The following is an 18,359-nucleotide window of genomic DNA, read 5'->3' as shown; positions in this document are numbered from 1 at the left end:
GTTGGGCTCTCCGACGTCGGCCAGGCACCAGCCGGGCCGCTCGCTCTCGACGAGGCGCACCCTCGTGCGCGCCCACACGACAGGACGCCGGAGCTCGGCCACCGGCGCCCGGACGCAGAGGACCATCGCGGTCACGACGACGCGGCCGCCATCGTCACGATGTGCGAGCGGTGGGTGAGGAACTCCTCGCGCGCGTCGCCCCAGTAGCGCCACGGATAGGCCGTCGCGTACGGACCCACGGCCTTGAGCTGCTCGTAGGCCTCGCGCGGCCGCTCGAGGTGGAAGAGGACCCGCGCCAACGTGTTGCGGGTCTGCGAAGTGAGGTGGTGGCCGGGGTCGGGGTTGGCGTCGAGCCAGCCCTGCGCCCGGGAGATCGCCTCCTCGACTCGGTCGGGGCTCGCCCTCAGCGCGGACGGCTCGGCGGCCAGGTGCTCGAGGACGGCGTCGAGGAGCAGCGACTGGACCCGGGCCTCGCGGGGCGCGGCCTCGACGGTCCGCTGGGCGAAGTCGAACATCTCGTCGTGCGAGCCGAACCACTTCGCGCAGACGAACTGCATCGCCTCCCAGCGCGCGCCGTAGTGGTGCGGATCGGCCTTGTCCAGCTCGCGCAGGCACTCGTCGAAGACCGACCGGTCGCCCTCGCTGCCCCGGCAGTGGCGCAGCGCGACCGCCCACGGCACCGGGTCGCCGGGGGACCCTGCCACGGCCTGCCGAATGCAGTCGATCGCCTCCTCCAGCGTGCGGCCGAAGGCCTCGAACTGCTCCCGGCTCACCTGGCTCGCGTCATCGTTCGACCGTTGCTCCCATGCCAGCTCGACCCGACGCCGCGCATCGACGACGGCGAGGTCCGGGTTGTCGGCATCGGCAGCAGCCCACCATCCCTGTCGTCTCGCATCCGAGACGGTATGCCGGATGCGCGCCTGTCGCGGACGGCATACCTGCGGTGTGCTTGGCACATGACGAACGAGCAGCACTTGCAGACCCCCGTCATCGTCGGGGGGGCGCGGCTCACGATCGACGAGGTCGTCCGCGTCGCCCGCCACGGCGCTCCGGTCGAGCTGAGCGCCACGGCGCTGGACTCGGTGCGCGCGACCCGCGCGACGATCGAGGGCCTGGCCGAGGACACGGTCGCGCACTACGGCGTCTCGACCGGCTTCGGGGCGCTCGCGACCCGGCACATCCCGGTCGAGCTGCGCGCCCAGCTCCAGCGCTCGCTCGTGCGCTCGCACGCCGCCGGCGCCGGACCCGAGGTCGAGCGCGAGGTCGTGCGTGCCCTCATGCTGCTGCGCATCAACACCCTGGCGACCGGCCGGACCGGCGTGCGTGCCGAGACGCTCGAGACCTACCTGGCGATCCTCAACGCGGGCATCACGCCGGTCGTCCACGAGTACGGCTCGCTCGGCTGCTCCGGCGACCTCGCCCCGCTGTCGCACTGCGCCCTGGCGCTCATGGGCGAGGGCCTCGTCCGCGACGACGGCGGCGAGGTCATGGAGGCCGCCGAGGCACTCGCGGCGGCGGGCATCGAGCCCGTCGAGCTCGCCGAGAAGGAGGGCCTCGCCCTCATCAACGGCACCGACGGCATGCTCGGGATGCTCTGCCTCGCCATCGCCGACCTGCGCCGGCTCGTGACGACCGCGGACATCTCGGCCGCCATGTCGGTCGAGGGCCTGCTCGGCACCGACGACGTCTTCGCCCCCGACCTCCACGAGCTGCGCCCGCATCCCGGGCAGGCGCGGTCGGCAGAGAACATGCGCAAGGTGCTGGCGGACAGCCCCATCCGCGAGTCGCACCGGGACCCCGAGGCGTGCACGCGCGTGCAGGACGCCTACTCGCTGCGGTGTGCGCCGCAGGTCGCCGGTGGCGCTCGCGACACGATCGACCACGCCTCGCGGGTGGCCGAGTGGGAGCTCGCGTCGGCGATCGACAACCCCGTCGTCACCCTGGACGGGCGCGTCGAGTCCAACGGCAACTTCCACGGAGCGCCGGTGGCCTACGTCCTCGACTTCCTCGCGATCGTCGCGGCCGACCTCGCCTCGATCTCCGAACGGCGGACGGACCGGTTCCTCGACAAGGCCCGCAGCAACGGCTTGCCGCCCTTCCTCGCCGACGACCCCGGTGTCGACTCCGGGCTCATGATCGCGCAGTACACCCAGGCGGCGATGGTCTCGGAGATGAAGCGGCTCGCGGTCCCGGCCTCCGTCGACTCGATCCCGAGCAGCGCCATGCAGGAGGACCACGTGTCGATGGGCTGGTCCGCCGCCCGCAAGCTGCGCCGCTCGGTCGACGCGCTGACCCGTGTCCTCGCCATCGAGCTCGTGGCCGCCTCCCGCGGCATCCAGCTCCGAGCGCCGCTGCAGCCCGCGCCCGCGTCCGCGGCCGTCATCGGGGCGCTCGCCGAGTCAGGTGACGTCGCCCCCGGACCCGACCGCTTCCTCGCCCCCGACCTCGAGGCCGCCTACGAGGCGGTGCTCGACGGCACCGTCGTCACCGCAGCCGAAGGCGTCACCGGCCGCCTCGCGTGACGAGCCGGCATACCGAATCGCAGTCAAGGAGAACGTCATGGAAGGTGCTCGTCCCGTCCGCGCCCCGCGCGGCACGTCGCTGACCTCGACCACCCACTGGGGTGCCGAGGCGCCGCTGCGGATGCTCATGAACAACCTCGACCCCGAGGTCGCCGAGCGACCCGACGACCTCGTCGTCTACGGCGGCACCGGCCGGGCGGCGCGCGACTGGCGCTCCTTCGACGCGATGGTGCGTACGCTGGGCACGCTCAAGCAGGACGAGACGATGCTCGTGCAGTCGGGGCGGCCGGTCGGCGTCATGCAGACACACGAGTGGGCGCCGCGCGTGCTCATCGCCAACTCCAACCTCGTCGGCGACTGGGCGACGTGGCCGGAGTTCCGCCGGCTCGAGCAGCTCGGGCTGACGATGTACGGGCAGATGACCGCCGGGTCGTGGATCTACATCGGGACGCAGGGCATCGTCCAGGGCACCTACGAGACGTTCGCCGCGGTCGCCGAGAAGCGGTTCGGCGGGACGCTCGCCGGCACGCTCACCCTCACCGGGGGCTGTGGCGGCATGGGCGGGGCGCAGCCGCTCGCGGTCACCCTCAACGGCGGCGCCTGCCTCATCGTCGACGTCGACGAGTCGCGGCTGCGGCGCCGGGTCGAGCACCGCTACCTCGACGAGGTCGCGTCCTCGCTCGACGAGGCCGTCGAGCTCGCGCTGCGCGCCAAGGACGAGCGGCGCGGCTGGTCCGTCGGTGTCGTCGGCAACGCGGCGGAGGTCTTCCCCGAGCTGCTGCGCCGTGGCGTGCCGATCGACATCGTCACCGACCAGACGTCTGCGCACGACCCGCTGTCCTACCTGCCCGAGGGGGTCTCGCTCGAGGAGTGGCACGAGCTCGCCGACAGGAAGCCCGAGGAGTTCACCGACCGCGCCAGGGCCTCGATGGCCAAGCAGGTGCAGGCGATGGTCGAGTTCCAGGACGGCGGCGCGGAGGTCTTCGACTACGGCAACTCGATCCGCGACGAGGCTCGGCAGGGCGGCTACGACCGTGCGTTCGAGTTCCCCGGCTTCGTCCCGGCCTACATCCGCCCGCTCTTCTGCGAGGGCAAGGGCCCGTTCCGCTGGGCGGCGCTCTCGGGCGACCCGAGGGACATCGCGGCGACCGACCGCGCGGTGCTCGACCTCTTCCCCGACAACGAGCGGCTGCACACGTGGATCAAGGGTGCGCAGGAGCGGATCGCGTTCCAGGGACTGCCTGCTCGCATCTGCTGGCTCGGACAGGGTGAGCGCGACAAGGCGGGCCTGGCCTTCAACGAGCTCGTCCGCACCGGCGAGGTGAGCGCACCGCTCGTCATCGGCCGCGACCACCTCGACACCGGCTCGGTGGCCTCGCCCTACCGCGAGACCGAGGCGATGGCCGACGGCTCCGATGCCATCGCCGACTGGCCGCTGCTCAACGCACTCGTCAACACGTCGTCGGGTGCCTCGTGGGTCTCGATCCACCACGGAGGCGGCGTCGGCATGGGCCGCTCCATCCACGCCGGTCAGGTCTCGCTCGCCGACGGCACCGACCTGGCGGCGCAGAAGCTCGCCCGCGTCCTCACCAACGACCCGGCGATGGGCGTCATCCGCCACGTCGACGCCGGCTACGACATCGCCGAGCGGACCGCCGCAGAGCAGGGCGTGCGCATCCCGATGCGCGAGGACTGAGCCGCTGGCCCCAGCTTGTGCTCCCCATGAGGGAACGTTGAGGGTCCGGAGGGAACATTTCCCTCCGGACCCTCAACCTTTCCTCCGTATGCCGGCCCACGCAGAGCGTGGGACCTGCGCTCGTCAGCCGTCGAGGACTCGCCAGCGCTCCCACTGGGCCGGGAGCTGGCCGGCCCGCACGTCGGGCTCGGCCGACGCCGGCACCTCGCGCTGCTGCCACGTGCGGCCCCAGTCGGTGCTGATGTGGAGCCGGGCGGCCAGCCGCCCGGTCCCGTCGACACCGACGGAGTAGATCGCGATCGCGCCGTCGAGCCCGTCGGCGACGACCCCGGTGGCGGCCGGGCCGGAGCCGTCGATCCGGTGGCGCTGCTTGCGCCCGCCGGGCTCGAACCAGACGGCGTCGAGCCGCACGACGTTGCACTCGGCGACGGCGGCCACCCCCCAGAGACCCCTGCTTCCGAGCCGACCCCACCGCGTCGACTCCACGACGTCGTTCGGGTCCACGGGGCTGGTCGAGACCGCTGCCAGGCCGGGCGGCCGGGTGCTCGCCCGACCGGACTCGGGCCAGCACTCCGGCGCCCTCGGGACGACAGCGGTCGGAGCCGTCCCCACGTCACTCGCCGGGCCAGCCGCGTGGGGCGCCACTCCGTCGGACGCCGAGAACGGCCAGGCGAGGGCGAGGGCGACAGCGGCGACGGCGGCCCATCCGAAGCGTCGCGTGGCGCGCGGGTTCGACCCGTCGAGCCAGCCGGCGACCCGGTCCACCACCGGGTTCGGGGTTCCTCTCATCGCTGCTCCGTCGCTGCGGTGTCGTGCAGGTGCGTCCTTCCGACGCTACGCCTCGCGGGGAACGGAGGGGAGAGGCCGGCATACGGGCTGTCAGGGTTCGCGAAAGCCTTGTGCGGCCCCCCGGCGCGGGAGCACAGTGTGGACATGAACCGCGCGTCAGGTGGCGACGAGGCCCCAGCCCCCAGCAGCCCGCAGCAGATCCGCAACGTCGTCCTCGTCGGACCACCGGGAGCGGGCAAGAGCACGCTCTTCGAGCACCTCGTCGCGGCCCGCGTGGAGGGTCGGCGCCCGAGGGAGGGCGAGCGCTCGTCGTCGACCGGGCTCGTGGCGGCCAGCTTCGCGAGCGGGGAGGTGGTGGTCAACCTCGTCGACACGCCGGGGAACCCCGACTTCGTCGGTGAGGTGCGAGCAGGGCTGAGGGCGGCGGATGCCGCCCTCTTCGTCGTCTCGGGGGCGGACGGCGTCGACGAGGCGACGAAGATGCTGTGGCGCGAGTGCGCGACCGTCGGTATGCCGCGTGCGATCGTCGTGACGCGGCTCGAGCAGGCGCGGGCGGACTTCGACGAGACCGTCGAGACGTGCCGGCGCGTCTTCGGGGACGCCCAACCGCTGGCGCTCCCGGTGCAGCCGGACGGCCCGGCGACGACCGTCACCGGCCTCGTCGACCTGCTCGGCGCCGGTGCCGATGCCACCGAGGAGGTGCTCGCAAGGCGCGGCCACGTCGTCGAGGCGATCATCGAGGAGTCCGAGGACGACACGCTGCTCGAGCGCTACCTCGACGGTGAGGAGGTCGACGCCGCGACCCTGCGCGAGGACCTGCACACCGCGGTGGCGACAGGGCGCTTCTTCCCGGTGCTGCCGACCCACGCGACGAGCGGCATCGGGCTCGACGAGGTGCTCAACCTCGTCGAGCACGGCCTGCCCTCGCCGGCCGACGCCGCGTTGCCGACGGTCTACCGCACCAACGGGGGAGACTTCGGCGCGTTGTCGTGCGATCCCGACGGGCCCCTCGTCGCCGAGGTCGTGCGCACGACGACCGACCCCTTCGTGGGGCGCCAGTCGCTCGTGCGGGTCTTCTCGGGGACGCTGCGCCCCGACGACCCGGTGCACGTCTCGGGCCACCTGCAGCAGTTCGCGGGCGAGGAGATCGGCGGCCACCGCGACCACGACGACGACCTCGACCGCGTCGGGGCGCTGTCGGCCCCGCTCGGCGACGACCTGCGACCGAAGTCGTACGCGATCGCCGGGGACCTCGTCGTCGTGGCCCGGCTCGCCGTCGCGGAGACGACCGACACGCTGTCGTCGCCGTCCCGGCCCGCCCTCGTCGAGCCGTGGGTGCTGCCCGAACCGCTGCTGCCCGTCGCGATCCACGCGAAGAGCAAGGGCGACGAGGACAAGCTGGCCACCGTCCTGCAGTCCCTCGTCTCTGAGGACGTGACGATGCGGCTCGTCCTCGACGCCGAGACCCACCAGGTCGTCATCTGGGCGATGGGGCCGGCGCACGTCGCGCTCCTCACCCAGTCGCTCGAGGAGCGCCACCACGTCGCGGTCGAGGCTGAGCCGCTGCGGACGGCGCTGCGCGAGACGTTCGTGCGCGAGTGCGAGGTCCAGGGCCGGCAGGTCAAGCAGTCCGGTGGTCACGGGCAGTACGCCGTGTGCCAGCTCAAGGTCGAGCCGCTGCCCCGGGGGTCCGGCATCGAGTTCGTCGACAAGGTCGTCGGCGGAGCCGTGCCGCGCCAGTTCATCGCCTCGGTCGAGAAGGGCGCCCGGGCCCAGCTCGACAAGGGTGTGCTCGCGGGCTACCCCACCGTGGACGTCCGGGTCACGCTCGTCGACGGCAAGGCGCACTCCGTGGACTCGTCGGACATGGCCTTCCAGACCGCCGCCGGGCTCGCACTGCGGCAGGCCGCGAACGAGACGACGGTCGCGATGCTCGAGCCGATCGACGCCGTCGACATCGACGTGGCCGACGCCTCGGTGGGTTCGGTGCTCGCCGACCTGCGTGGCCGCCGCGGCCAGGTCCACGGCACCGAGCCGTCGGAGCACGAGGGCCGCACCGTCATCCACGCGGAGGTGCCGGCGCTCGAGCTCTCGCGCTACCCCATCGACCTGCGCTCGGTGTCCCACGGCACCGGCACCTTCCGCAGGGCGTTCGCCCGCTACGACTACCTGCCGCCGCAGCTCGTCAAGGACGTCGTCGCCGGAACCCGCTGACCACCCGACTTATTGCCCCCTTCGGCGAGTTCCAGCTCCGGTGCGCCGACCTCAGTCGGCGCCCGAACGGGCAATATGTCGAGGTTTCACGCCGGGTCGGTGACGTCGACGACCTCGGCGCCGAGGACGGACACGACGTCGTCGGCGGCCACGGTCACGGACGTCCCGTGCGCTCCGGCGCCCATCGAGATCGTCCGGCCGGGCACGGTCGCGTCGGCGATGACCGGCCACGCGGTGGTCGAGCCGAACGGCGTGATCGTCCCGCGCTCGTAGCCCGTCGCCTCCTTGGCCTTGTCGGCCGGCGGCATCGACAGCCGGTTGACACCGAGGTGGGCGCGCAGCTTGGGCCACGAGATCTCGCGGTCGCCGGGGACGAGCACGAAGACGTAGTCGCCCGACCCGCGCCGCACGACGAGCGACTTGACGATGTCGCGCGGCTCGATGCCCCGCTGCTCGGCCGCCTCCGCCAGCGAGCGCGCCGGAACGGTCGAGACGAGGATGCGGTGCTCGATGCCGCTCGCCTCGAGTGCCTCGCGGGCGCGCCGGGCGCCGTCGGACTCGGGGTGCGCGCTGTCGGTGTCGCTCATGCACCGACTCTAGGGTTCGGCGGGGCAGCGTCTGCGGGTACGCCCCACGCGCACAGCAGGGTCTGGCATGTCAGACACCGATTCGGCTCTGCGTCGCGCGCCGGGGCACGGACCGGGTGTGGAATGGGGCCGTGAGCCGACGACGAGGAAGGAGGAGGAAGCGGTGACCTTCAGCTCGATGTGGCGAGACCTCACGCCGGTCGGCCGTGACGCCCGCTCGGGTGGCTACTCCCGCTTCGCCTGGACCCGCGAGGACGACACCCTGCGCGAGTGGTTCGCGGCCGAGGCGCAGCGGCGTGGTCTCGACCTCACCGTCGACCGCGTCGGCAACCAATGGGCGTGGTGGGGCGACCCGGACGCCGCGCTCGCGGCGGGCCGGCCGGGCATCGTCACCGGCTCGCACCTCGACTCCGTGCCCGACGGTGGTGCGTTCGACGGACCGCTCGGCGTCGTCTCGGCGTTCGCCGCTCTGGATGCGCTGCGCGACAGCGGCTTCGAGCCCGACCGCCCCATCGGCATCGTCAACTTCGTCGACGAGGAGGGCGCCCGCTTCGGGGTGGCCTGCTCGGGGTCCCGCGTGCTCACCGGAGCGATGACTGCCGACCGGGCGCGCTCGCTCACCGACGCCGACGGCACCTCGATGGCCGAGGCGCTGAAGGCCGCCGGCCGCGACCCGGACGAGCTCGGACCCGACTCCGAGACGGTGCGGCGGGTCGGCACCTTCGTCGAGCTCCACGTCGAGCAGGGCCGCCACCTCTCCACCCTCGACACCGACACCCCCCTCGCCGTGGGCAGCGACATCTGGCCTCACGGCCGCTGGCGCATCCGCACCCTCGGCGAGGCCAACCACGCCGGGACGACGCGGCTCGAGGACCGCGACGACGCCATGCTCGGCTTCGCTGCCGCCGTCATCGCCGCACGCCGGGCCGCCGAGGAGCACGGCTGCGTCGCGACGGTCGGCAAGGTCGCCGTCACCCCGGGCGGGGTCAACGCGATCCCGAGCGAGGTCACCGGATGGCTCGACGCGCGCGGCGCCGACGAGGACGCCGTCCGTCGCGTCGTCGCCGACGTCACGGACGTCGTCGACGAGTTCGGCGGCCTCGTGGTGGAGGACTCCTGGACCGGCTCGACGCCCTTCGACCCGGGACTGGCGCGCAGGATCGCGACCCGGCTCGGCGGCATACCCGTCATCGGGACCGGGGCGGGGCACGACGCGGGGATCCTCGCCAACGCCGGCGTCCCCAGCGCGATGCTCTTCGTGCGCAACCCGACCGGCGTCTCGCACTCACCCGAGGAGTTCGCGACGTCCGAGGACTGCCTTGCCGGCGTCGAGGCGCTCACGACCGTCCTCACCGACCTGGCGGGAGCACGCGCGTGACGACCTACTGGTGCGAGCACGCCCAGCTCCCCGACAGGATGCACCGCGGCGTGCGGGTCGTCGTCGAGGGTGGACGCATCACCGAGGTCACGTCCGAGACCAAGCCGGGCGACGGGGACGTCCGCCTGCGTGGGCTCGTCCTCCCCGGCTTCGCCAACGCGCACAGCCACGCCTTCCACCGGATGCTGCGTGGGCGCACCCACGCGGACGGCGGCAACTTCTGGTCGTGGCGGGACCAGATGTATGCCGTGACCTCGCGCCTCACGCCGGACACCTACTTCGCCCTCGCGAGAGGGGTGTTCGTCGAGATGGTGGCTGCCGGCTACACCGTCGTCGGCGAGTTCCACTACCTCCACCACCAGCCCGGCGGGAAGCCCTACGACGACCCCAACGCCATGGGTGAGGCGCTCATCGCCGCCGCCGCCGAGGCGGGGATCCGCATCACGCTCCTCGACACGTGCTACCTCACCGGCGGGCTCTCCGCCGACGGCCACCTGCCGCTCGACGAGGTGCAGACCCGCTTCTCCGACGGCTCGGTGCAGGCGTGGGCGGAGCGCGTGGAAGCGCTGCGCGACAGCGACCTCGTGCGGATCGGTGCCGCCGCGCACTCGGTGCGCGCCCTCACGGGTGAGCAGCTCGCCGAGTTCGCCACCGTCGTCGGCGACCGGCCGGTGCACGCCCACGTGAGCGAGCAGATCGCCGAGAACCTCGCGACCCAGATGGTCTACGGCGCCAGCCCGGTCGAGCACCTCACCGACGCCGGGATGCTCGGGGAGCGGTTCACCGCGGTCCACGCGACGCACCTGTCCGAGGACGACCTCGAGCTCATGGGGCGGTCGGGCGCGGGAGCCTGCTTCTGCCCGACGACCGAGCGCGACCTCGCCGACGGCATCGGGCCGGGGTGCGAGCTCGCCGAGCGGGGCGTGCCGCTCAGCCTCGGCTCGGACCAGCACGCCGTCATCGACCCGTTCGAGGAGATCCGCGGCATCGAGATGCACGAGCGGCTCAAGAGCCACGAGCGGGGGCGGTTCCCCCTCTCCGGGCTGCTCGAGATGGCGACGGCGAACGGCTACCGCAGCCTCGGCTGGGACGGCGGCCGGATTGCCGTGGGCTCGCTCGCCGACTTCGTCGCCATCCGCACCGACAGCCGCCGCACGGGCGGTGTCGCGCTGGGCCAGGCGGTCTTCGCTGCCACCGGGGCCGACGTCACCGACGTCGTCGTCGCCGGCCGCCGGGTGCTCTCGGGCGGGGTGCACCCGCTGGGCCCGGTCGACGACGTCGTCGCTGAGTCCATCGAGGCCGTCCGGAGGTCCTCGTGACGGCTGCCCCAGCCGCGGGCGCGACGCTCGTCACCGGGATCGGGGAGCTCGTCACCTGCGTCGCCGAGCCGCGCGACCGCGATCTCGGGATCGTGCGCGACGCCGCGCTCGTCGTCGAGGACGGCCGCGTCGCCTGGCTCGGCCCAGCCGCCGATGCCCCCGCCGCCGACCGGCGTCTCGACCTCGAGGGCCGCGCCGTCCTCCCCGGGTTCGTCGACAGCCACAGCCACCTCGTCTTCGACGGCGACCGGGCCGCCGAGTTCGCCGCCCGGATGACGGGGGAGCGCTACGACGGCGGCGGCATCGGGGTGTCGGTGGCGGCCACACGAGCCGCCGACGACGACCGGCTGCGGGAGCTCGTCCGGCGCCGGGTCGCCGAGATGCGGGCCCAGGGCACGACGACCGTCGAGATCAAGGGCGGTTACGGCCTCACCGTCGCGGACGAAGCCAGATCGCTGCGCATCGCCCGCGAGCTCACGCCGGAGACGACGTTCCTCGGTGCGCACGTCGTGCCGCCGGAGGCGCGTGGTGAGCGGGCGGCATACGTCGAGCTCGTGACCGGGCCGATGCTCGACGCGTGCGCACCGCACGCGAGGTGGGCCGACGTCTTCTGCGAGCCGAACTCGCCGCACGCCTTCACCGAGGAGGAGTCGCGCGCGGTCCTCGTCGCGGCCCGCGACGCCGGGCTCGGGCTGCGGGTCCACGGCAACCAGCTGGGCCCGGGGCCGGGCGTGCAGCTGGCCGTGGAACTCGGTGCCGCGAGCGTCGACCACTGCACCTTCCTCGACGACGCCGACGTCGACGCGCTCGTCGATGCCGCCGGCACGACGGTGGCCACGCTGCTGCCCGGCGTCGAGTTCTCGACCCGGTCGCCCTATCCGGACGCCCGTCGGCTTCTCGACGCCGGTGTCTCCGTCGCGCTCGCGACCGACTGCAACCCGGGCACGTGCTACTCGAGCTCGATGCCCTTCGTCATCGCCCTCGCCGTGCGCGAGATGGGGATGACGCCTGGGGAGGCGGTGTGGGCGGCGACGCGCGGCTCGGCCGCCAGCCTCCGGCGCGACGACGTCGGGCGGATCGCCGTCGGCGGACCTGCGGACCTCGCCGTGCTCGACGCGCCCAGCCACCTGCACCTTGCCTACCGGGCGGGCGTCCCCATTGCACGGACCCTGGTCACGACGCCCTCCGCAGCGGAGTGAGCGGCACACCCTCGTCGTCGAAGCCGTAGTCCGCCACCCTGGCGTGCGGAACGATGGTGACGTGGGCGCCGATGGCGAGCCCGATGCGCCCTGCGGCCGCCATCACCAAGACGACGTCGACGTCCGGCGGCAGGCACACCCCGATGAGCACGGGACAGCCGACACCCTCGGAACCGTCGGCCACCCCACCGTGGATGTGAGCATCGGTCGCGCCCAAAGCATCGAGCGCCGCGAAGACGGTGTCGAGCTCACCGACGAGACGCCGCCCGATCGGCCCCGGAAACCTTGTGTCACCGGTCGCTGCGGCGGCCTCGTCGGGTGCATGCCGGAGGCTCCACTCCAACGTGTAGCCGCAGGCCGCGACGAGACGCTGCAGGGCCCCGACGGTGGGTTGCTGGCGCCGGGACTCGTATCGGGCGATCACCGTCTGGCTGACCCCCGCCCGCTCGGCGAGCTCCGCCTGGGTGAGGCGCTGTCGTCGACGCGCCAGTCGCAGGATGTCGCGTGCCGTCGTGGGATCGGAGTTCGAGGTCATGGCCACACGATGGCGCGCCCAGGCGCAGGCACGTCCCGTTTGTCCACAGGCTCAGTGCGCAGGACCCCGAACCCGGGTGCGGTGTCCCGGCCAAAGGGGTTCGTTCACCTTCGAGTACCTATGGGTGTTCGTGCGCACCTATAGGTACTCGGCGCGAAGACGACCCATGTCGCCGCCCGAGCGGCTCGAGCCACGAGCTCAGAGGTCGCGGTCGACGATCTCCTTCGGCTTGTGCCCGGCGGAACGGGCATAGAACTGCGCGGCCTTGCGGGTCGCCATCGTCCGCGCGACACCGGCGGCGAGACCCGTGAGGGCCGCATAGGCGAGCGCGGTCGTGAACGGCGAGTCCGGGTCCTTGGGGTCGAACGTCGCGTCCTGGCCCGCCTTCTGCCAGATCTGGTCGGCCACCTTCGTCGCGGCGATGCCGGCGAGGATCGCCGAACCGGTGCCGAGGATCTTCCACACCATGCTGCCCATCGGACTCCTCCTGATCGCTCGTGCGGGACGCACTCCTGCTCTCGTTCCACCCTGCCACACCGAAGGAGTAGGGTGGCGACGTCAACGACAGGGGAGCGCTTCGGCGCTGAGAGTGCGGGAGACCGCAGACCCTCACACCTGATCCGGTTCGCACCGGCGTAGGGAGTCGAGTTCTCAGGTGACTGAGCGGCATACGAGAGGTATGCCGGCCGGTCACCTCCCCGAGGTATCCAACGGCGCGCCTGCGCCGGAGACCACGGGAGAAGTCCACATGGCAGCACAGACCGACACGTCGGCCACGACCGACGGCACGACCGCCACCACCGGCACGACCACGGGTGCGGGCACCGCCCGCGGCCGGAGCATCCTGGCGACCCGTCCCCTCACCGGGTGGCGGACCGTCGACATCCTCACCATCGCCTTCCTCGGCGCGGCGCTCGGCATCGCGTTCTGGGGCTGGGGCGTGTTCTACAACGGGCCGCTGAGCGCGATCACGTTCGGGTTCGCGCCGCTCGGCGGGCTCTTCGCCGGGCCGTGGTTCCTCGCGGGCGTCGTCGGCGGGCTCGTCGTGCGCCGACCGGGCGCCGCGCTCTTCTGTGAGGTCGTCGCGGCGCTGGTCTCGATGATCCCGGGCACGGAGTGGGGCGCGACGACCCTCGTGTCCGGCATCGTGCAGGGTCTCGGCACCGAGATCGCCTTCGCGCTGCTCGGCTACCGCGCCTTCGGCATCGCTGCCGCGATGCTCGCGGGTGCGCTCGCGGGGCCGTTCGCCGCGGCCTACGAGTCGTTCACCTGGATCCAGGACTGGTCGCTCGCGTGGAAGGTCGCGTATGCCGGCGTCCTCGCCCTCTCGGGCGCGGTCGTCGCCGGCGCGGGCGGCTGGCTGCTCACCCGGGCCCTCGCGGCGGCGGGTGCGTTGAACGCCTTCCCGCCCGGGCAGGAGCACCGGGAGACCCGCGCTGTCTGAGGCAGCGCCGGTGGCACCGCTCGAGCCGGCTCCCGAGCCGCTCGTCGAGCCCGTCGCAGGCGGCCACGTCACCCTCGAGGGGGTGACGTGGCGGCCCTTCGGGCGTCGCGAGCCGGTGCTCCGGGACGTCTCGCTCACGCTTCCCCCCGGTGAGCGGGTGCTGCTCGTCGGCCCGTCCGGGTCGGGCAAGTCGACCCTCCTCCGCGCCATCGCGGGGCTGCTCGAGACCGCCGACGCGGGCGAGCTCCTCGGGTCGGTGACCGTCGACGGGCACGCACCGGGCACCCGGGCCGGCGAGGTCGGGCTCGTCCTCCAGGAACCCGGCGCGGGCATCGTCGCCGCGACGGTGGGCCGGGACGTCGCCTTCGGCCTCGAGAACGTCGGGACGCCCCGCGCCGACATGCCCGCCGCCGTGACGGCGGCGCTCGGCGCCGTCGGCCTGGCGCACCCGCACGACACCCCGACCTCGGCGCTCTCGGGCGGCGAGACCCAACGGCTGGCGCTCGCCGGAGCGCTCGCCCTGCACCCGAGCGTGCTGCTGCTCGACGAGCCCACGGCGATGCTCGACCCGGGCCACGCTGCCCAGGTGCGGCGCAGCGTCGCGAAGGTGCTCGCCTCCCATCCGGTGACGACGGTCGTCGTCGAGCACGTCCTCGGGCCCTGGGTCGACCTCGTCGAGCGCATGCTCGTCCTCGACGGCGAGGGGACACTCGTCGCCGACGGGCCGGTGGGCGACGTGATCCGGGAGGAGCGGGAACGGCTCCTCGACATGGGCATCTGGGTGCCCGGTGCGCCGCCACCTGCCCCTCTCACCTCCTCAGCCCTTGCGTCCGCATCTCTGGGGGCTGGGCCGTCACCTCGCCGGACGCAGGACGTCGCCGCGACGCCGATGACCGTCGAGCGCACCGTCCGCCTGCTCGACGGCTCGACCCGCACCCGCACGGCTGCCGCGGTCGACATCCCGCTCCACCCGTCGCCGGGCAGTGCGACCGCCCTCGTCGGGCCGAGCGGCTCGGGCAAGTCGACGGTGCTCCTCGCCCTCGCCGGGGCGCTCGAGCCCGCGACCGGGTCGGTGACGGCGGGCTCGGACCCCGTCGCCGACCTCGGCACCACCGCGCTCGCCCGCCGCCTCGGGTGGGTGCCCCAGTGGTCGAGCTCGACGATCCTCGCCGGCAGCGTGCTCGACGAGGTCCTCGTGGCCAGCCGCGCGCTCGGTGAGGAGACTCCCGAGCGGGTCGCCCTCGCCTCCCGGCTCCTCGCCGACCTGGGTCTCGGGCACCTCCAGGCGGCCGACCCGCGCGAGCTGTCCGGCGGCGAGCAGCGGCGTCTCGCGATCGCCTCGGCGGTCCTCCACCGGCCCCCGCTGCTCCTCGCGGACGAGCCCACCGTCGGGCAGGACCGGCACACGTGGGCAGCGGTCGTCGGGCTGCTCGCCGGCTACCGCGAGGCGGGCGGGGCGGTCGTCGTCTCCACCCACGACGCGTCGCTCATCGAGCGGGCGCACACCGTCGTCACGCTCGAACCCCCGACGCAGGCTCCCGACCCGGAGCCGCCGCGCCCGGTGCTCGCCGCCCGCGCCGGCCCGCTCGCCCTCCTGCTCGGTGCCTTCGCCGCGATCCCGGCCGGCATCGTCCCGGACCACTGGCGGACCTCGCTCGTCGTCTTCGCGGTCCAGGCGGTTCTTGCCGTGGTCGCCCTGTGGGCGGCTCCCGGGTCGGGTCCACGGCCCAGGGGCCGTCTCCGCCGGGTCACCCTGCGGATGCTGCCCGGGGCTCTCGGCGCGCTGTCGGTGGGCTGGTCGACGTGGCTGCTCGGCGGTCACGACACGACGACGGCTGTCACGGCCGCCCTGCGGGTGCTCGTCATCGTCCTGCCCTCGGCCGTCCTCCTCCCGCTCGTCGACCCGGACCGCCTCGGCGACCACCTCGCCCAACGCCTCCGTATGCCGTCCCGTCCCGTCGTCGCTCTCGCCGCGGCACTGCAGCGGGTCCACACGCTCGGTGAGGTCTGGTCCGAGATCGCCCTGGCCCGGCGGGTCCGCGGGATTGGCGTCGACCGCCGCCGGCCGTTGGCGCTGATCCGCGACCTCGGCACGGTGACCTTCGGGCTGCTCGTCCGCACGCTCCGGATGGCGGCCGACCTCGCCGTGGCGATGGATGCACGCGGGTTCGCGTCGGCCTCGCGGCGCACGTGGTTCGCGCCGGCACCGTGGCGGTGGGCCGACACGCTCCTCGTCGTCGGATCCCTCGTCCCGCTCGTCGTCGCGGTCCTGCTCACCCGCGCATAACTCGCCAATTCCTCCTGTTCGGTACACACGGCCTCCGTACCGAACGGGAGGAATTGGCGAGTTGTGCACGGCACGGAGGGAATGTCGGAGGGCGACGGCATACTTGTCCCCTGTCATGACCACCACCACCTCCGCGCCGGTCGAGCGTGTCCGCATCCCGCGTGAGATCTGGGTCCTGGTCGCCTCCGCCTTCGTCATCGCGCTCGGATTCGGGCTCATCACGCCCGTCCTGCCGCAGTTCGCGCAGAGCTTCGGGGTCGGGGCGACGGCGAGTGCGGTCGTCGTCAGCGTCTTCGCCTTCTTCCGGCTGATCTTCGCGCCGGCCGGTGGCAACCTCATCGTCCGGCTCGGCGAGCGTCCGGTCTACCTCGCCGGCCTGCTCATCGTGGCCGCCTCGACCGCCGCGACGGCCTTCGCGGGCTCCTACTGGCAGCTCGTCGTCTTCCGCGGCCTCGGCGGCATCGGCTCGGTGATGTTCACCGTCTCGGCGACGGCCCTCGTCGTGCGACTCGCCCCGCCCTCGATCCGCGGCCGGGTCTCGTCGGCCTACGGCTCGGCCTTCCTCATCGGCGGCATCGGCGGACCCGCGGTGGGTGGCCTCCTCGGTGGGCTCGGCCTGCGCGTCCCGTTCCTCGCGTATGCCGGCGCGCTCGTCGTCGCTGCGGCTCTCGTCGCGTTCTTTATCAGCGGCCAGTCGCTGCGTCCCGCGCCGGACGCACCCGTCCTCCCCGTGATGACCGCCCGCGATGGGCTGCGCGACAGCGCGTTCCGTGCCGGTCTCGTGTCGGGCTTCGCCAACGGGTGGGCCAACTTCGGCGTGCGCAACGCGATCATCCCGCTCTTCGTCGCCGCCAACATCGGCAAGGAGCCCTGGCTCGCGGGCGCGGTCCTCGCGATCTATGCGGGCGCCAACGCCGTCGGCATGAACATCGCGGGCCGGCTCAGCGACCGCCTCGGCCGTCGTCCCTTCATCCTCGGTGGCCTCGCCGTCGCCGGTGTCGCGACGATCGCCACCGGGCTCGCGACCTCGTTCCCCGTGCTCGTCGTCTTCTCGGTTGTGGCGGGCATCGGCTCGGGCGCGCTCAACCCCGCCCAGCAGGCGAGCATGGCCGACGTGGTCGGGCGCGACCGCAACGGCGGCCCGGCACTCGCGGCCTTCCAGATGTCGGCCGACGCGGGCGCGATCATCGGACCCATCGTCGCCGGGGCCCTCGTCGACTCGGGCAGCTATGCCCTCGCCTTCGGCGTCACCGGTCTGCTCAGCCTGCTCGCGACGATCCCGTGGGCCCGGGCCCGCGAGACGCTGCCGCGCGAGGCGATCCTCGCGCACCAGCCGGCACGCTGACGGCCCCGGCGGCGCAGCCCGCCGACCCCACGTCGAGGGAACGCCGCCGCGTCGCCTCAGCGCACGAGGACGGTCGAGCCCATGGGCATGTAGTCGCGCGCCCAGATGAGGTTCATCGCCGCGTTGCTGAGCCGGGCGCAACCGTGGGACGCGGGGTGGGGCGGGATCGACGGCGAGCCGTGGACGGCATACCCGCCCTTGAAGTAGCGCGGCCGCCACATCTCGCCGAGGAAGCCCTCGTCGCGCCCGTCCACGGAGTGGTAGACCCGGAACGAGCCCTTCGGGGTGCGGGCCGTCGCGGTGCTGCCGTCCTTGCGCTCGTACTCGTAGCCACCGCCGGTGCTCGTGTTGAGAACGTGCTTCACCTGGCCACCGCGGACGACGAGGAGGACCTGGCGGTGCAGGTCGATGTCGATGCCGTTGCCGGCGAGGCGGGTCGTCGGACGCACACCCCGGTCGAGGGCACGCTGGGTGCTCGGACCGACGCGACCGTCGCGGGAGATCCCCGCGGTCTTCTGCAGCGCCCACACCGCCTGCTGGGTGAGGGAGCCGTAGTGGCCGTCCGGCTCCCCGAGCCAGTAGCCGAGGGCCGAGAGTCGTTGCTGGAGCGCGAGCACCTCGGGCCCGCGGTCGCCGAGGCGCAGCTCGGTGCGGGGCTGGGACGCCTTCGGAGTGGGTGCGGTCTTCGGCTTGGGTCGCTTCGAGGCCGACGGCGCCGGCGTCGGAGTCGCGCGTGGGGTGGTCGTGGCCCGGGGCGTGGATGTGGGTCGAGGTGTGGGGGTGGCACGGGGAGTCGGCGCCGTCGTCGGGGTGGCGGACGTCGGTGTCGACGTCGGCAGCACCGGGGTGACGGGAGCCGGGCTCGCGCTCGTCGGTCGGGTGCGCGACGGATCCGCGACGGCCTCGGCATCGGGGGTCCAGGTCACGCCACCGCAGCCCGCGAGCCCGCCGGTGAGTGCCGTCGCGAGGACCACCGTCGCGACCCGTCGCCTCGTCGTCCCTGTCATGTCGCTCCCCGCTCGTGGTTGCCGGACATCCTCCACC

General features: G+C 73.3%; 15 protein-coding genes and 1 riboswitch. Of the genes, 9 read left to right on the top strand and 6 right to left on the bottom strand.

Annotation, left to right across the window (positions count from 1 at the left end; translation table 11 throughout):
* Window positions 1-131: 131 nt before the first annotated feature.
* Window positions 132-773 (bottom strand): hypothetical protein, encoded by a 642-nt coding sequence (locus N798_RS01595; protein ID WP_052116800.1) that lies wholly within the window; start codon window positions 771-773, stop codon window positions 132-134.
* A gap of 183 nt (window positions 774-956) precedes the next feature.
* On the opposite strand from N798_RS01595, the gene hutH reads away from it, so the two are divergent.
* Together hutH and hutU are read left to right on the top strand one after the other, a co-directional pair.
* Window positions 957-2,522 (top strand): histidine ammonia-lyase, encoded by a 1,566-nt coding sequence (gene hutH, locus N798_RS01590; RefSeq protein WP_035945589.1) that lies wholly within the window; start codon window positions 957-959, stop codon window positions 2,520-2,522.
* 37 nt (window positions 2,523-2,559) lie between these two features.
* Entirely contained in the window at window positions 2,560-4,218 is a 1,659-nt protein-coding gene (gene hutU, locus N798_RS01585) for a urocanate hydratase (protein WP_035945587.1), read from the top strand.
* A 123-nt stretch (window positions 4,219-4,341) separates the two neighbouring features.
* Here the strand turns inward: hutU and N798_RS01580 are convergent, their stop codons facing one another.
* Window positions 4,342-5,007, bottom strand: a complete 666-nt coding sequence (locus N798_RS01580; RefSeq protein ID WP_156971569.1) for a hypothetical protein — start codon at window positions 5,005-5,007, stop codon at window positions 4,342-4,344.
* A gap of 144 nt (window positions 5,008-5,151) precedes the next feature.
* On the opposite strand from N798_RS01580, the gene N798_RS01575 reads away from it, so the two are divergent.
* Complete coding sequence (locus N798_RS01575; protein ID WP_035945810.1) at window positions 5,152-7,221, top strand: elongation factor G-like protein EF-G2; 2,070 nt, start codon at window positions 5,152-5,154, stop codon at window positions 7,219-7,221.
* 86 nt (window positions 7,222-7,307) lie between these two features.
* Here N798_RS01575 and N798_RS01570 read toward each other — a convergent pair whose 3' ends face one another.
* Complete coding sequence (locus N798_RS01570; RefSeq protein WP_035945584.1) at window positions 7,308-7,808, bottom strand: aminoacyl-tRNA deacylase; 501 nt, start codon at window positions 7,806-7,808, stop codon at window positions 7,308-7,310.
* A gap of 163 nt (window positions 7,809-7,971) precedes the next feature.
* Between N798_RS01570 and N798_RS01565 the strand changes: the two genes are divergently transcribed.
* From N798_RS01565 to hutI, 3 genes are read left to right on the top strand one after another with little or no spacing between them, the layout of a single operon-like run.
* Window positions 7,972-9,186 (top strand): allantoate amidohydrolase, encoded by a 1,215-nt coding sequence (locus tag N798_RS01565; RefSeq protein WP_268234565.1) that lies wholly within the window; start codon window positions 7,972-7,974, stop codon window positions 9,184-9,186.
* The gene (locus N798_RS01560) at window positions 9,183-10,505 is read left to right on the top strand and encodes a formimidoylglutamate deiminase (protein ID WP_035945583.1); all 1,323 of its coding nucleotides are present in this window, start codon (window positions 9,183-9,185) and stop codon (window positions 10,503-10,505) included. The genes N798_RS01565 and N798_RS01560 overlap by 4 nt, the downstream gene beginning before the upstream one ends.
* Window positions 10,502-11,704, top strand: coding sequence for an imidazolonepropionase (gene hutI / locus N798_RS01555; RefSeq protein ID WP_035945582.1), 1,203 nt, complete (start codon window positions 10,502-10,504; stop codon window positions 11,702-11,704). The genes N798_RS01560 and hutI overlap by 4 nt, the downstream gene beginning before the upstream one ends.
* Here the strand turns inward: hutI and N798_RS01550 are convergent.
* Window positions 11,679-12,239: a helix-turn-helix domain-containing protein gene (locus N798_RS01550; RefSeq protein WP_156971568.1), complete on the bottom strand. Its 561-nt coding sequence runs from the start codon at window positions 12,237-12,239 to the stop codon at window positions 11,679-11,681. The two genes, hutI and N798_RS01550, sit on opposite strands and share 26 nt — an antisense overlap.
* Before the next feature lie 198 nt (window positions 12,240-12,437).
* Window positions 12,438-12,716 carry a DUF4235 domain-containing protein gene (locus tag N798_RS01545; protein ID WP_035945578.1) on the bottom strand — a complete coding sequence of 93 codons (279 nt, stop codon included), beginning with the start codon at window positions 12,714-12,716 and terminating at the stop codon, window positions 12,438-12,440.
* A gap of 79 nt (window positions 12,717-12,795) precedes the next feature.
* A riboswitch (TPP riboswitch) is annotated at window positions 12,796-12,898 on the top strand.
* 89 nt (window positions 12,899-12,987) lie between these two features.
* Between N798_RS01545 and N798_RS01540 the strand changes: the two genes are divergently transcribed.
* The 3 genes from N798_RS01540 to N798_RS01530 all read left to right on the top strand — a co-directional run bounded on the left by N798_RS01540 (window position 12,988) and on the right by N798_RS01530 (window position 17,315).
* Window positions 12,988-13,683 (top strand): ECF transporter S component, encoded by a 696-nt coding sequence (locus N798_RS01540; RefSeq protein ID WP_084099957.1) that lies wholly within the window; start codon window positions 12,988-12,990, stop codon window positions 13,681-13,683.
* A 10-nt stretch (window positions 13,684-13,693) separates the two neighbouring features.
* Window positions 13,694-15,970, top strand: a complete 2,277-nt coding sequence (locus N798_RS01535; protein ID WP_229708498.1) for an ATP-binding cassette domain-containing protein — start codon at window positions 13,694-13,696, stop codon at window positions 15,968-15,970.
* Window positions 15,971-16,085: 115 nt separating this feature from the next.
* Window positions 16,086-17,315 carry an MFS transporter gene (locus N798_RS01530; protein ID WP_035945576.1) on the top strand — a complete coding sequence of 410 codons (1,230 nt, stop codon included), beginning with the start codon at window positions 16,086-16,088 and terminating at the stop codon, window positions 17,313-17,315.
* 56 nt (window positions 17,316-17,371) lie between these two features.
* Here the strand turns inward: N798_RS01530 and N798_RS01525 are convergent, their stop codons facing one another.
* Window positions 17,372-18,322, bottom strand: coding sequence for a L,D-transpeptidase family protein (locus tag N798_RS01525; RefSeq protein ID WP_035945575.1), 951 nt, complete (start codon window positions 18,320-18,322; stop codon window positions 17,372-17,374).
* Window positions 18,323-18,359 lie beyond the last annotated feature (37 nt).

It is taken from the genome of Knoellia flava TL1, assembly GCF_000768675.1.
GTDB classification, from domain to species: Bacteria; Actinomycetota; Actinomycetes; order Actinomycetales; family Dermatophilaceae; genus Knoellia; species Knoellia flava.
Note: the sequence above shows the minus strand (reverse complement) of the source record. Positions and strands in the feature narration are given on the sequence as shown.